This is a genomic window from Photobacterium ganghwense (genome assembly GCF_003025595.1).
GTDB classification, from domain to species: domain Bacteria; phylum Pseudomonadota; class Gammaproteobacteria; order Enterobacterales; family Vibrionaceae; genus Photobacterium; species Photobacterium ganghwense.
The window spans coordinates 32273-46745 of sequence record NZ_PYMI01000004.1 but is presented as its reverse complement, the minus strand read 5'-3'; the positions used below and the strand labels follow the sequence as shown (position 1 = coordinate 46745).

Genomic DNA, 14473 nt, shown 5'->3' with positions numbered 1-14473 from the left:
TGCGCTTATCACTGAAGTAATATTGTTATACGTAAACGGGTTTATCACTGCCTTTGTGATAGTCCTTAACCATAACGGTCTACAATAGCGCGGTATTCATAGCTATTGTGCCAATGATAATAATCTGCCCCCGAGGTCTTGGTTTCGGGGGCTTTTTTATGCGTGATTGCAGACTCATTAACAGTGGATAACAGTCTATAGTGGGTAACAGTCTGTAGAGGATAAGAGTCCGTCATCCAGACAATGCAAGTACGGATTATACGGGCTAGATTTGTGTCTTTTCTGATCCTCTGATACAACACTTAAAAAGCAGCAGTGAAGTGAAACTGAAAGCTGCTATTCATTTCAAGTAATTATCGATTAAGATTTATTACTCATCTGAGCAATCGCCTCTCATTGATTATCATAAGGAAAATGACATGTCAGCACCTCTTTTGACTTCTCCTGTCGTCCCCGTATCATGGCTGGCAGAACATTTGGACCACCCCGATGTTGTAGTGTTGGACGCCAGCTGGTTTCTGCCGGGTACAGAGCGAAATGCGATGGCTGAATGGCAGCAGAAACGGATTCCGGGGGCACGTTTTTTTGATTTTGATAAACAAATTGCTGATCCGGATTCTCACTTACCGCATATGTTGCCTTCACCTGCATTATTTGCTGAAGAGGTCGGTAAACTGGGTATTACGCCAGACAGCATTGTGGTTGTTTACGATACTCACGGCATTTTTTCCTCGCCAAGAGTGTGGTGGATGTTCCGCGCTATGGGGCATCAGTCAGTGGCGGTGCTTGACGGTGGTTTACCGGTCTGGGAACAGGCTGGGTATGCGTTGCAGACTTGTCCACCGGAGTATGCTGAACCCGCTGAATACCTGGCTGTATTTCAGCCTCAATGGGTGATTGATGCCGACAGTTTGCATGCCCGTTTGAGTGATACCAGCACACAGGTTTTCGATGCCAGACCCGCAGCCCGTTTTTATGCGCTACAGCCTGAACCACGGGCAGGGATCAGAAGTGGCCACATGCCAAATGCTAAAAGTCTTCCGTTTTCGCAGCTCCTTGAAAATGGGCAGTTTTTGCCAAAAGAGCAATTAATGAAGCGGTTTGATGTGCTTTGTGAGCCAGAGCAGCATCTGATTTTCAGCTGTGGCTCAGGGGTGACAGCATGTATTTTGGCGCTTGGAGCGGAGTTGAGTGGCCGGAAAAAGCTGACAGTCTATGACGGCTCCTGGAGCGAATGGGGGAGTAACAATAAGTATCCTGTTGAGGTCTGAAGCGCTTCTTCATCAAAAAAGAAGGCACTCTGTTGAGTGCCTTTATTGTCTCTGTGCCGTTTTTTCAGTGACTATACAGTGACTGCGTTTGGTATGAGAACCAATACGGCAAGGAAATCAGTTCACAGCTGACGTGTGAGTAACCGGCACGTAACCACGTTGTTCAAGAATTGTTTGTCCCGGTGCTGAAACCAGGTAATCAACAAACGCCTTAGCTGACTTTTTCACTTTTGCTGGTTTGTACAGCATAAGAAACGGGCGAGAGATTTTATATTGTCCGTTTTCCAGATTAGCGAGTGTTGGTGGTACACCTTCAAATGAAAGTGCTTTCACTGAGTCGTCAACAGAGCCCAGTGAAACATAACCAATGGCATGTTTGTTTCGTGATACGAGGCTTTTCACGGTACCGTTGGTGTTAACCACCAGCACCTGAGGATTGATATCAGACACGGTTTGACCACCGATCTCCTGAGTCAGCCCCATAAAATCTTCAAAGGAAAAACGAGAACCCGAGGCATTTTCACGGCTGACAACCGCCATTTTCAGGTCGGGACCACCCACATCTTTCCAATTGGTAATTTCACCGTGATAAATTTTTTCGATTTGCGTTTTGGTCAGATTGTTCACCGGATTGTCTTTATTCACTACCAGCGCAATGCCGTCATGGGCAATAGTGACGGTTTCAATATCCGGATTGATTTCTTCTGTTTGCAGGTAACGCGAACTCATCCCCAGATCTGCCGCATTTTTCTTTACTGCGTTGATACCGGCTGACGAGCCGATGCCCTGAACAGCAATCAAGGTATCTGTATGCTCAGAAGAATACGTTTCAGCCAGCACTTCAATGACATGACTGACAGAGGTTGAGCCGGTAACGGTGATAGTCTCTTTGGCTTGTGCGCCAAATGCTAAGGCGGCGAAGAGCGCACAAAGGGTAGTTCTGGTTAACATTTCTGATCTCCACATTTACACCAGAAGAATATGGCCGCCAATGCTATTACGAAAATATGACAATTATGTGAAAAACGTTGATGGTCAGCGAAAAAAGACAAAAAACAAGCCGATTACATAATCGGCTTGTTTTTGATTTCAAAGGTATTTTTTGTGTTCCTTTTCCTGATACATGGCCCTGTCAGCCTTCGCCAGAATGGCGTCAGGATCGGAAAGGTTGCCTGGATAATACGGCGATAAACCAACACTTAATCCAATGTTAAATGTTACGCGTGTTGCCTGAGTGTGGTCATAAAGTTGATTCAGCCAGTCTTGCGGACTGTCCTTAGAATCTTCAGGGAGTAAAACCACAAACTCATCACCACCAATCCGGTAAATTTTGCTGCCGGCGGGCGCAGTTTGTATCAGTGCCCGAGAAATGGTGCACAGCAATTCATCCCCTGGCTTGTGGCCAAGGCGGTCATTGACCTGCTTGAAATTATCAATATCAATATAAGCCAGAACACCGCGTCTGTTTTCAATCGCCATTCTGTCGAAGCAGCGGAACAGGGCACGTCGGTTCATCAGGCCGGTCAGATCATCTTCTAAGGCCAGTTGGCTGAGTTCGCCTTCCAGCTGTCGGGCAATCTGAATTTGCTTATTCAGCTTGATAATCAGTTCCTTCCTCTGATTGATCAGTTTGATGAAGCAGAAACAGATCAGAAACGTCCCAATATGCATAAACACATTGTCAGTGGAGACAATAAACCAGTGACTTTTCAGTTCCGGTATTTCATCCAGCAGATCAGACACCACACCTGTCGCATAGGTACCCAGCGCCAGCATCATCCACGGACGCATTTCACTGCCGAAATCTTCCCGCAGCAGCAAAATAATGAGTACCAGTGTCAAAATGGAAATCACAATTTCCAGCTGTGCATTTGCCAGAATCAGTGCCGAACTCAGTATTCCGACACAGACATACATGGTTAAGCGGGTTGGCAGTTGAGAGAGTGTACTCATGCGTTTAAAACATCTCTTTGATGGACCGGGGTATAGTTACAAAGCCATTCGGAAGATACAAGCCATTCACATACTTATCCTACGAAATCTCAATGCAACTGGATGAATGAGCTTCATTTAATCATTGTTTTGAGTGGTTATTGACCCATTAAACGCTATTTTTGAGGAGAAAATCTCATTTTTCAATACCGTGCATTTTGCGTATTTTTGAGACCTTTAGCAGCTTTTTGGTTGCTAATCACTATTTACTCATTAATTTTTTCACAAATGTGTTATCAAAATCTCATTAATGCAATCATAGATTGTGGTCTGGAGCTGAGAGGATCTCTTTGATATATAAGGCTTGTAACAAAATATTTCAGTTAACAATATTGTAACATCGGGGTGTTTGTGTCTATTCTAACAGTGAGTGTGAAAGCACATGGACAGTCGGATGTAGAGGTCGAAATATGCTGACAATGGCAAGAAGTGCTCAACCAAATAAAGCGCTGGTTTCTGAAAGGATTCAGAAGCTAATCAAGGCGCTGTCTAATGGGGTCTATGAGCGTGAAGAAACGATCAAACTCTGCCTTCTTGCTGCCTTAGCCGGCGAGAGTGTCTTTTTGCTGGGTCCTCCTGGTATTGCGAAAAGCTTGATTGCAAAGCGTCTGATCCAGGCTTTCGATAACAGCAAGTTTTTCGACTATCTGATGACGCGTTTCTCAACGCCGGAAGAAGTATTTGGCCCGTTGTCGATTCAGGAACTGAAAGATAATGGCAAGTATGTTCGCTTGATTGACGGTTACCTGCCTACCGCGCAAGTGGTGTTTCTGGATGAAATCTGGAAAGCCGGTCCGGCCATTCTGAATACATTGCTGACAGTTGTGAATGAGCGGACCTTTAAGAACGGCCAGGATATTCTTCCTGTCCCCATGCGTTTGTTGATTACCGCGTCCAATGAGCTGCCGGAAGAGGACAGCGGTCTGGAAGCGTTATATGACCGAATGCTGGTTCGTGTGTTTGTTAACCGCATTCAGGAAAAGCAAAATTTCAAAGCCATGCTGATGGGAGAAGGTCCGTCGATTCAGGAACTGGAACCAGGTCTGGCTATCACTGATCAGGAATACGAAGACTGGCAGCAGCATATCGACGATATCAAGCTGTCAGATGAAATCTTTGAAAAGATTTACCAGCTGAAATCCATGATTGAACAGCGCTCTGAAGAGAGTGCCGGTGAAGCGGCTGACAGCGAACTGTATATTTCGGATCGTCGCTGGAAAAAATCAGTGCGCTTATTGAAAGCCAGTGCTTTCTTTAATGGTCGTGATGCCATTAATCCGCTTGATTTGCTGCTGTTGCAAGATTGCATGTGGCACAGTCCGGAATCCCGTCATGTGATCCGTGAGGTTATTCGTCACTTTGCGACTCAGAAAGCTTTCAATCAGGAAGCGGCCCAAACCAATGCCACAGAAGCGCAGAATCTGATTAATGACGTCCACAATGAGATTGCGCGTGAGCTGTGTGTCACGTTCAGTCGTGAAACCATGATGCGTAAAGAGTGGTTTAAATACGATTTTAGCGGTGCTCGCCGGTACAACGTGAATAACAACCCGCGCATGATCAAACTGGTGATGCTGCAACAAAACCCTTCAGTGTCTGAGCAGGAAAACGGTGACAGCCGCTGGGTATATGTTGACGGGGATGAATTTGAGAAAAAGATCAAAACCGGTCAGTGTGACATCTATGGGTTTGTGAACAAAAATACCCATCTTTGCCGCCTGCAGTTTGAGGTAGATGCGCAGCAGCGACTGGTCATCAAAGACATCGCCAACCGCGCAGTGATGGTCGGTATTGCCGGTGAGAAGGGGATTTCTTCGCAGCAACAGCAGTTGTGGCTGAGCAAAGCTGAGCTGGCATCTGCCAAGGCGATTGATGCCGAGCACAGCCTGAAAATTTCCCGGAGCAGTTTCCATGGTGCGCTGCCGCACAGTTTTATTGACCCGCAGCTACCTGCACAGATTGAACAAAGTCTGTCTCAGGCGACAGAATCGGTTCATGAACTCAAACTGGTCATTGAGAAAAGCGCGTTTCGGGTGACACACCTGTCTGAGTATTTCGCGTAAGGTAAGGAGTGCCCATGCCGGTAACCGAAGGATTAAATCTTGCGATGATGCTGACAGAGTCCGGCATCATTGATAATGCAGTTAATGAATTGATGATGCGCCCTCAGCTGATCATGGCTGCGGAATCGAATCCGGGCATCAAAGCTGCCATGAAAAGTCAGATCATGAAGTGGCGGGGGCAGGTGCATCAACGAATCACCAAAGTCAGTGTGGAAGAGCGTTTCCATCAGGAAATCGAGCTGTATCAGACGGCCAGTAAATGGGATGCCGAGTACTTCACTGAACACGTTAAAGACGTAGTAAAGAAGCTTGAAGGACATTCGGCTTTCTATTTCAAAGCGAAAACACTGCTGGAACGTGAGTATCAGAAACACAACCCGATGTTTCAGAGCTATTTCTGTAACCAGTGGTATCAGCATTTGACTCAGGCACTGACAGAGGCGCAATTGGCTGAACTTGAGCAGCACAAAGAGCAGTTGCTGGCGGATCTGTATCAACGCATTGAAACCATGCGTCACATGGAAGAAGTGACGGGTGAAGGTGACGAGAAGAAAGCGGGGCGTTTGTGGGATATGGCTAAAGCCAAACTCACTAAAACGGATGTCTCGACCCTGAAAGCAATGGCTGCGTTTCTGAAAAAGAACAGTGGGCTGCGTGAAATCGCTGAAAAGCTGGGGCGTATGGCAAGTGAAGTGGACGACCCGAACAAAGAGCGGGTACGTTCAGAAGACCTGAAAATGGTCGAAGAGAGAAGTGACAATGTCACTGATGACATTGTCGGTATTCACGAAAGTGATGATCTTTCGAAATTGCTACCCAACGAAGCCATGTTCCTGGCTTATCCGGAACTGGAAGTTGTTTTCTATAAGCATCTGGTCGATAAACGTCTGATGAATTACCGGGTGCAAGGGGCGCAACGTAAGCTTCGTCGGGTGAAGGCTTACAAGCGGCAGACCAAACAAGTTGAGCAGGAAAAAGGGCCTTTCATTGTCTGCATTGATGCGTCCGGCTCGATGAACGGTTTCCCGGAACAGTGCGCAAAAGCGCTGGCGTATGGCCTAATGCAGATTGCACTGGCAGAGGATCGAGACTGTTATGTCATTATGTTTTCGACTCAGCAAATCACTTATGAACTGACCCGTCAGGACGGGCTTAGTGAAGTGCTTAACTTTTTATCTTACTCGTTCCACGGCGGCACAGATTTAGGGCCGGTACTGGATCAGTCAATCGAGCTTATGCTGTCTGAAAAATACCAGAATGCAGACTTGATTGTACTGTCTGACTTTATTGCCCCTTCGCAACCTGAAGCGATGATGAAGCGAATCCAGAAACTGAAAGATAACCGAAACCGATTCCATGCCGTGAATTTTTCGAAATACGGCAACCCGGAATTAATGACGATTTTTGACCATTGCTGGTCTTACCATCCGTCGAAACTTGGGCGCCTTCTGAAGTGGCGATAAGCCAGTTGGGTAAATCAGTACTCAATACAGGCATGTATTAAGGCACCCACATGTAACCATGTTCCACCGTCACCTTCTCAGGATTCATGCCCGATTAGGTGGCATCACTAACACTCTCCTTAGTTGTTTACTAGTTGTCTTGGCTTTGGCGACCATTTGGTCGCCATTTTTTTGCCTGTTATATGGGGTATCCTTGGGTTCTTTTACATCCTCCGGGCGCTTTACTGCTCAGCAAAGTAGGTATTCAACGCCTGTCGCCATTCCTGACTTTTACGAATTTTGAGCAGTGCCCGGTTGAGTTGTTCTCTGTAAGGGCTGTTGTTTTCAATAACCAGTCCGTAGTTTTGCTTTTCAAACTGATAGGGTAAAACGGTCAGCTCTTCGTATTTGCCTTCTTCTTTATGTTTTTTAATCAGATACTTTAAGACGGCGGCATCAGCCACGATGGCATTGACCTCGTTGTTGTTCAGTGCCATCAGCATACTTTCAATATCGGGGTAAGCGCGGTGAACAATGCTTTGGTTGGTCAGGTAAAACGATGAGGTGGATGCCTGTTTGGCTCCGACTTTCAGATTGGCCAAGTCGTTGGGTCCATTGATATCGCTGCTCAGCAATCCGAGGGTAAATGTACTGGCAAGCATGGCGGTAATACTGGCAATAAAGAATGTGGTGAAAATGGCCAGAAAAACAGTCAGGACACGCCCGGGTAAGGTTCTAAACTCGAAATAATTGAACGGGCCTTTTGTAATAAACAATAGGCCAAGGATAAAACCTTCGATGAGTTTAGCCCGTTTGGTATTCATTGAATAAAGCTTGTCGTTGACTCTGTTTTCCAGCAGATAATAGATGCCGCCGACAATGCAGGCGGCGACAAACAAGAAACCCAGAACGATTAACAATTTGGTATTCGTTAACAAGTTTTTCATGGTCGCGGCGTAGCCTTGTTTTTTGACCGCAATGGCGAGGTGGGTTTCATAAAAGGAATGCGAAAAATCGATCAGCTCTTCGCGTTCAGGCGTAATTGAAATGCAGGAAACGCCTACATTCAGTTCACCTCTGGCGACACTTTTTAATATATCGGGCAGGTTATGACGAGTGATTTCATAGTCAATTTTCAGTTCTTCCGCAATCTTCTCCCATAGCAGTATGCTAAGCCCGCTAAACGTCCTGTCTTTATTGATGATCACAAATGGCGGACAGTCATAGCTCCCCACTTTCACTTTTTTCAATACGATCTGACTAAAATCACTAGGTTGCTCTAAAGCTCGTTGATCTAGATTTCCTTGGCCTAAAGTCTCTTGCTCTAAAACACCTTGATTCGATGCAGCCAGAGTGACTGGTGAGCTGCCCAGACACAATAATGTCAATAGTGCATTCAAGATCAGTCGGTTGAGCCATGAGTGTTGGGGCTTATTCATATTCTATCCCTTCTCATTTTTTCACTTTCTTATCTTCTCACTGATGGCGATGTACACCTCACATGCCATCAGTATAAGCATCATTGAAAATTCACTCATTCGTCATCTTTTTGTGAATTGCGGCTTTTTGGTGCGGGGTATCGCAGCTGACACTGAGTGCTGGTTACCAATGGACTATGCTTATAGCCAATTGGTAACTATCTGAAATCTGACTGTGATAAGTACCGGTACCCTGTAACTTGCCTGAGGTTAAGTTCTCTCGCTCCATAAGCGGGACTAGTCTGGGTACGAATCCGGTTTGGGAGGGTGTATGAGAGTCATCGCTTTCTGCGCCGCGTTGTGTCTTTGGCTGATGAGCCATGCAGCAACGGCACAAAATGTCTGGATCATCGAGATCTCAGGCGGTATAGGGCCTGCGACCAGTGATTATGTCACCCGGGAAATTGAGCATGCCCGAGAAGAGCAGGCCGCCTTCATCATTCTGAAGATGGATACTCCCGGCGGGCTGGACACCTCAATGCGCGACATTATCCGCGCCATTACCACTTCTCCGGTTCCTATTGCCACCTGGGTTGGCCCGGCAGGGGCCCGTGCGGCCAGTGCCGGTACATATATTCTGTTAGCAAGCCATATTGCCGCGATGGCACCCGGAACTAACCTTGGGGCGGCGACCCCGGTGTCACTGACTGGCCCCGGTGGCGGTGACGATTCTGATAACAATCCATTCTCGCCGAAAAAAGAAGATAAAAAGCCGGAAGACGGAAAAGATGAATCGGCGGCTGAACCCCAGGAAGACAACAAGGTTTCAGCTAAAACCGCAATGGAGAAGAAAGTGATCAATGATGCCAGAGCCTATATTCGTGGTTTGGCAAAATTGCACGGCAGAAACGAAGAGTGGGCGGAAAAAGCCGTTTCGGAGGCGGCCAGCCTGGATGCTGAAAGCGCTCTGGAGCAAAACGTGATTGACTTTCTTGCCACTGATCTTGATAGCCTGATCAAACAGGCCAATGGGCGTACCGTTACCGTTAACGGATTGCCCGCCAAACTTGAACTCGAAAATGTGGCCTATGTTGAGCGGCATCCGGATTGGCGCTTTGAGCTGCTCTCGGTCATCACCAATCCGAATGTGGCTTACATTCTGATGCTGATTGGTATCTATGGTTTGTTGCTGGAATTCTACAACCCCGGAGTCGGGTTGCCCGGTGTTCTGGGTGGGATCTGCCTGTTGCTCGCGATGTATTCGCTGCAAATGTTGCCGGTCAGCTATGCCGGTCTCGGGCTTCTGTTGCTCGGTATCGCCTTAATGGTGGCTGAAGCGTTCAGCCCCAGTTTCGGTATTTTGGGATTGGGCGGGATTGTCGCGTTTGCGCTCGGCTCTGTGATGCTGATGGATACTGAAACGCCCGGGTACCAGATTGCGGTTCCACTGATTGTCGGGTTGACTGTTGTGTCTGCCTTGATGACCTTTGTGGTCCTGACTCTGTTACTCCGAACCCGACGAAAACCGGTGACAACTGGCGTGGAATGCATGATAGGTGAGCAAGGTGTGGTGGTCAGTGGCTTTCCCGGTGTCGGCAGGGTGCTGGTGGACGGAGAAATCTGGCAGGCAAACTGTGATGAGCGTTTAGAGAAAGGTCAGAAAGTGACAGTAAAACGTATTGATGGGCTGCACCTTGAGGTGACTCGGCTGCCACCGGAACAACATGTTGAGAAGGAATAAACGGCTATGATTACTTACTCGTTTGCAACCGTTATAGTGCTGATTCTGGTTCTGATTATCAGTATGTTCAAAGTCTTGCGGGAATATGAGCGTGCCGTCGTGTTTCTGTTGGGGCGCTTTTATCAGGTGAAGGGACCAGGGCTTATCATCATCATTCCAATCATTCAGCAAATGGTACGTGTTGATTTACGTACGATTGTGCTGGATGTGCCGACACAGGATTTGATTACCCGCGATAACGTGTCAGTTAAAGTGAATGCCGTCGTTTATTTTCGCGTCGTCGAGCCGAAAATGGCGATCAACAATGTTGAAAATTACCTCGAAGCGACCAGCCAGCTGTCGCAGACCACACTGCGTTCTGTGCTGGGGCAGCATGAGCTGGATGAGCTGTTATCTGCACGTGATGAGCTGAACAAGGATCTCCAGTCAATTTTGGATCAGCATACTGACAATTGGGGCATTAAAGTGGCCAATGTGGAAATTAAACATGTGGATCTGGATGAAAGTATGGTCAGAGCATTAGCGCGTCAGGCAGAAGCAGAGCGTTCACGTCGTGCCAAAGTGATTCATGCGACCGGTGAGTTGGAAGCATCTGCCAAGCTGAAAGAAGCTGCAGAAGTGCTTAATCAGGCCCCCAATGCAGTACAGCTTCGCTATATGCAGACGTTAACGGAAATATCCAATGATCGCACCACGACTATTGTTTTCCCTATGCCGATTGATTTACTGGACAAAGCCGCGAGGATGATGAAAAAGTCACCTGAATGCCAGAGTGGTGGTGGGGATACTAAGACCGACTCAGATATCTTAGATAGCAGCAATCAAATGGATTAATGCCCAGAAGGTGACGGTGTCACTGTTTTGAGCGTGATGTCAGAAATGGGTCTACCGGTGTCATGTTCTTTGCGATTATTTTCTTTATGATGTTTGATTGCCCAAACCGATAATGCAATGAGCAAGTTTCCCGCAATGTCTTTTTACTGTTCAGAAATCATGAAATAAAAACGACTAATTTGCACGAGCATGAATACTGGTGGCTGATTTAAGGTAGAATAACTGGTTTTTCGGGGCGCTCTTTTAAGAACGGCCTGATGATAGTGGACAATGTCCTTTGCCTTGGGACAGTTACCGGCATTTAGCCCGAATATTGATAGTAATATGACGAAAAATTTCTACAGTCAGGCGGATAAGCCTGGACAGACAACTCAGCGCAAAACGTTTAAACAACCACGTCGCCCCAAGGCGCATCAGGGCAAACCATCTTCATCGACTGATTCAGAATCACCTGTGGATAAGTTACCACGTCACAATGGGTCGGGATCTCGATCGGCAAATAGCCGTAACAATACTCGCGATGAACGCGATGAACGCCATACATACGATGACGTCGGCTCATCGTCGAAACGTCGAGCATCACGTCACTCTTCGGTTAGCAAACCTAAAACTTCAGCGGTAAAGTCGGGCGACACGCAACTCGGCAAAACGGCAGAGCGACGCAAAAACAGTGTAAAACCGGCTTCAAAAAGTCAGGGTAAACCACTGTCTGGTCATCGTAAGTTCGCCAAGACTGCCTCAGGTTCGTCGCCGGAAAGCAAAGGGAGTAAAGGGAAAAATGGCCACGCAGGGGAAAAAGGTAAGGCTGTCAAAAAAGGTCTTCATCCTCGAAACCCACATCGTGAGCGCTATGATTTTCCGGCGCTGATGCAAGCCTGTCCGGCACTTACTCCCTTCGTATCGGAAAATCCGTTTGGTGATCTCTCGATTGATTTTTCTCATCCGGAAGCCGTAAAGGTGCTGAATAAAGCACTGTTGAAGCACTTTTATCAAGTCGAGCATTGGGATATCCCTCAGGGGTATCTGTGTCCACCCATTCCGGGACGAGCCGATTATCTCCACTACATTGCAGATTTGCTGGCTGCATATAACGATGGAACAATCCCGAAAGGCAAACAGGTTCGTGGTTTGGATATTGGAACCGGTGCGAACTGTGTCTATCCCATGGTCGGGCATCGCGTTTACGGCTGGCATTTCGTGGCCGCTGACATTGACCCACTTTCAGTGAAATCGGCTCGTTTCATCGTGGAATCTAACCGTTCTCTGGCGGGGGGCATTCAGTGTCGTCTGCAAAAGAACCCGGATAATATCTTTACCGGTATGATCAATGAGAAAGACGGGTTTGATTTCACTATGTGTAACCCGCCGTTCCATGCGTCACAGGAAGAAGCGACGGCAGGCAGTGCGCGAAAAGTTAAAAACTTGTCAGCAAATGCCCGTAAAAAAGGGACGCCACCTAAAGCAGCTGCGATGCAGTCTGCGTCCGGTCAGCAACCTGTGCTGAACTTTGGGGGACAGAAGGCAGAGTTGTGGTGTCCGGGGGGAGAAGCAGCATTCATTCGTAGAATGATCACTCAGAGCGTAGATGTTGCATCTCAATGCTTTTGGTTTACCACGCTGGTTTCGAAAAAAGACAATTTACCGAGCATTTATCAGCAGTTGAAAAAAGTCGGGGCCGTTGAAGTGAAAACCATCGACATGTCTCAGGGACAAAAAGTGACTCGTGTGGTGGCATGGACGTTTCTAACGCCTGAGCAGCAAGCCAGTTGGCGTCAGACCCGTTGGTCGAAATAAAGGGGATAGCTCAATTTCGGTGAGATTGAGCAAGCAACTTATTTATGGCGTAAATACTTTTATGATGTAAACACTTTTATGGTGTAAACACTATGAGGCCGGATTTGAATCCGGCCTTTGTCTTTTATTACGGAGCGAGTTGGTGTAAATCCAAGAGGTAAACAGCACCTGTATATGCAGTTTTACAGGCCTGTTTACATGTTCGGGTAACTCGGGCCGCCTCCGCCTTCTGGTGTGGTCCAGGTGATGTTTTGCGACGGATCTTTAATGTCACAAGTTTTGCAGTGCACACAGTTTGCAGCATTAATCTGGAATGCCGGTTTTCCTTCTAATTCAATAACCTCGTAAACACCTGCCGGACAGTATCGCTGGCTGGGTTCACCAAACGTTTCCAGATGAACTTTGATCGGAATGTCACTGTCAGCCAGCTTGAGGTGACATGGCTGATTTTCCTCGTGCTGTGTGCCTGACAAATACACGGAAGAGGGCTTGTCAAAACTCAGAATGCCGTCGGGTTTCGGATAGGGGATCGGGGTGTGTTTAGCCAGAGGTTCCAGGCATTCATGATCGGCTCTTTTATCTTTCAGGGTCCATTTGAACAGTTTTTTCAGCCACTTTTGTTCGATAGTTGCCAGTGCGCCGCCAACCAGCGTACCAAACTTGTGGACTTCAGCGCCAAAGTTGCGTGATTCATGCAGCTCCTGGTAAAGCCAGGAATCCAGAAACAGGCGATCATAGCCTGGTGTTGTGTGGGACAACCCTTGTTTCAGTTCTTCAAATACCGCCTCGGCGGCCAGCATGCCGGATTTCATGGCGGTGTGGCTGCCTTTTATCTTGGCCATGTTCAGCGTTCCGGCATCACAGCCCAGTAACACACCGCCGGGGAATTGCTGACGAGGTAGCGATGAAAGGCCGCCTTTGGCAATTGCACGGGCACCGTAAGCGATCCGGTTTCCGCCCACAAGATACCGGCTGAATACCGGATGATGTTTCATTCGCTGAAACTCATCGTATGGGCTGAGGTAGGGGTTTTTATAATTCAAATCTGTAATCAGACCGACGACAACCTGATTGTTTTCCATGTGATACAGAAAGCTACCGCCATGGGAATGACTTTCACTGAGTGGCCAGCCGACGCCATGAATGACTAGCCCAGGCTGATGATTTTCGGCAGGGATTTCCCATAACTCTTTAATCCCCAAAGCGTAGTGCTGTGGCTGTTTCCCGTGATCAAGATGAAATTGCTTTATCAGCTCTTTTCCCAGATGACCTCGCGCGCCCTCAGCGAACAGCGTGTATTTGGCGTGCAGCTCGATGCCTGGCTCAAACGTGGCTTTGGGCTCACCGTTTTTGTCACGTCCCATGTCCTGAGTGGCCACACCACAAACCATGCCTTGCTCGTTGTATAAGATTTCACTAGCGGGAAAGCCGGGATAAATCTCCACGCCCAGTTGCTCGGCCTGCTGTCCCAGCCAGCGACAGAAATTACCAAGGCTGATCACAAAATTGCCAATATTCTTCATGCTATCCGGCATGAATGATTCGTCCATTGTTAAATGGTTGAATTTATTGGTTAGATAACAGAGTTTATCGTCTGTTACTGCGGTATGTAAGGGGGCATCCATTCGTTCCCAATCCGGAAACAGTTCGTCTAGCGCTTTGTGCTCAAAGACGGCACCGGACAATATATGGGCGCCGACCTCTGCCCCTTTCTCTACGACACAGACGGAAAGATCCTGCTCATTCTCATTCGCCAGTTGCATCAGCCGACAGGCTGCGGCCAGTCCTGCCGGGCCTGCACCAACGATGACAACATCAAATTCCATTTTTTCACGAGTATTCTCTGAACTCATAAACGACATCCTTTGCGTATCCGGTGTATTTGAGTCTTAGTGGTATGAATAAAATATAGTCCAGT

Annotated in this window: 10 protein-coding genes; 6 read left to right on the top strand and 4 right to left on the bottom strand. The window is 47.5% G+C overall.

What is annotated here, in order from left to right; genetic code table 11:
- Window positions 1-419: 419 nt before the first annotated feature.
- Window positions 420-1271 (top strand): sulfurtransferase, encoded by an 852-nt coding sequence (locus C9I92_RS14540; protein ID WP_047885772.1) that lies wholly within the window; start codon window positions 420-422, stop codon window positions 1269-1271.
- A gap of 117 nt (window positions 1272-1388) precedes the next feature.
- Here C9I92_RS14540 and C9I92_RS14535 read toward each other — a convergent pair whose 3' ends face one another.
- The gene (locus tag C9I92_RS14535; RefSeq protein ID WP_047885771.1) at window positions 1389-2222 is read right to left on the bottom strand and encodes a phosphate ABC transporter substrate-binding protein; all 834 of its coding nucleotides are present in this window, start codon (window positions 2220-2222) and stop codon (window positions 1389-1391) included.
- Between the two features lie 138 nt (window positions 2223-2360).
- A complete protein-coding gene (locus tag C9I92_RS14530) occupies window positions 2361-3224 on the bottom strand; it encodes a GGDEF domain-containing protein (RefSeq protein ID WP_047885770.1) in 864 nt (287 codons plus the stop codon).
- 449 nt (window positions 3225-3673) lie between these two features.
- Here C9I92_RS14530 and C9I92_RS14525 point away from each other — a divergent pair, with 449 nt between their 5' ends.
- Together C9I92_RS14525 and viaA are read left to right on the top strand one after the other, a co-directional pair.
- Window positions 3674-5326: an ATPase RavA domain-containing protein gene (locus C9I92_RS14525; protein ID WP_047885769.1), complete on the top strand. Its 1653-nt coding sequence runs from the start codon at window positions 3674-3676 to the stop codon at window positions 5324-5326.
- A gap of 14 nt (window positions 5327-5340) precedes the next feature.
- Window positions 5341-6789, top strand: coding sequence for an ATPase RavA stimulator ViaA (gene viaA, locus C9I92_RS14520; RefSeq protein WP_047885768.1), 1449 nt, complete (start codon window positions 5341-5343; stop codon window positions 6787-6789).
- Between the two features lie 221 nt (window positions 6790-7010).
- On the opposite strand, the gene C9I92_RS14515 is transcribed toward viaA, so the two are convergent.
- Window positions 7011-8207, bottom strand: coding sequence for a transporter substrate-binding domain-containing protein (locus tag C9I92_RS14515; RefSeq protein WP_084712590.1), 1197 nt, complete (start codon window positions 8205-8207; stop codon window positions 7011-7013).
- Between the two features lie 310 nt (window positions 8208-8517).
- Here C9I92_RS14515 and C9I92_RS14510 point away from each other — a divergent pair, with 310 nt between their 5' ends.
- The 3 genes from C9I92_RS14510 (at window position 8518) to rlmF (ending at window position 12555) form a co-directional block, all read left to right on the top strand.
- Entirely contained in the window at window positions 8518-9927 is a 1410-nt protein-coding gene (locus tag C9I92_RS14510) for an NfeD family protein (RefSeq protein ID WP_047885767.1), read from the top strand.
- 6 nt (window positions 9928-9933) lie between these two features.
- Entirely contained in the window at window positions 9934-10761 is an 828-nt protein-coding gene (locus tag C9I92_RS14505) for a slipin family protein (RefSeq protein WP_047885766.1), read from the top strand.
- Between the two features lie 705 nt (window positions 10762-11466).
- Window positions 11467-12555 (top strand): 23S rRNA (adenine(1618)-N(6))-methyltransferase RlmF, encoded by a 1089-nt coding sequence (gene rlmF / locus C9I92_RS14500; RefSeq protein ID WP_242551982.1) that lies wholly within the window; start codon window positions 11467-11469, stop codon window positions 12553-12555.
- A gap of 194 nt (window positions 12556-12749) precedes the next feature.
- Here the strand turns inward: rlmF and C9I92_RS14495 are convergent, their stop codons facing one another.
- A complete protein-coding gene (locus C9I92_RS14495) occupies window positions 12750-14408 on the bottom strand; it encodes an electron transfer flavoprotein-ubiquinone oxidoreductase (protein WP_107193874.1) in 1659 nt (552 codons plus the stop codon).
- Window positions 14409-14473 lie beyond the last annotated feature (65 nt).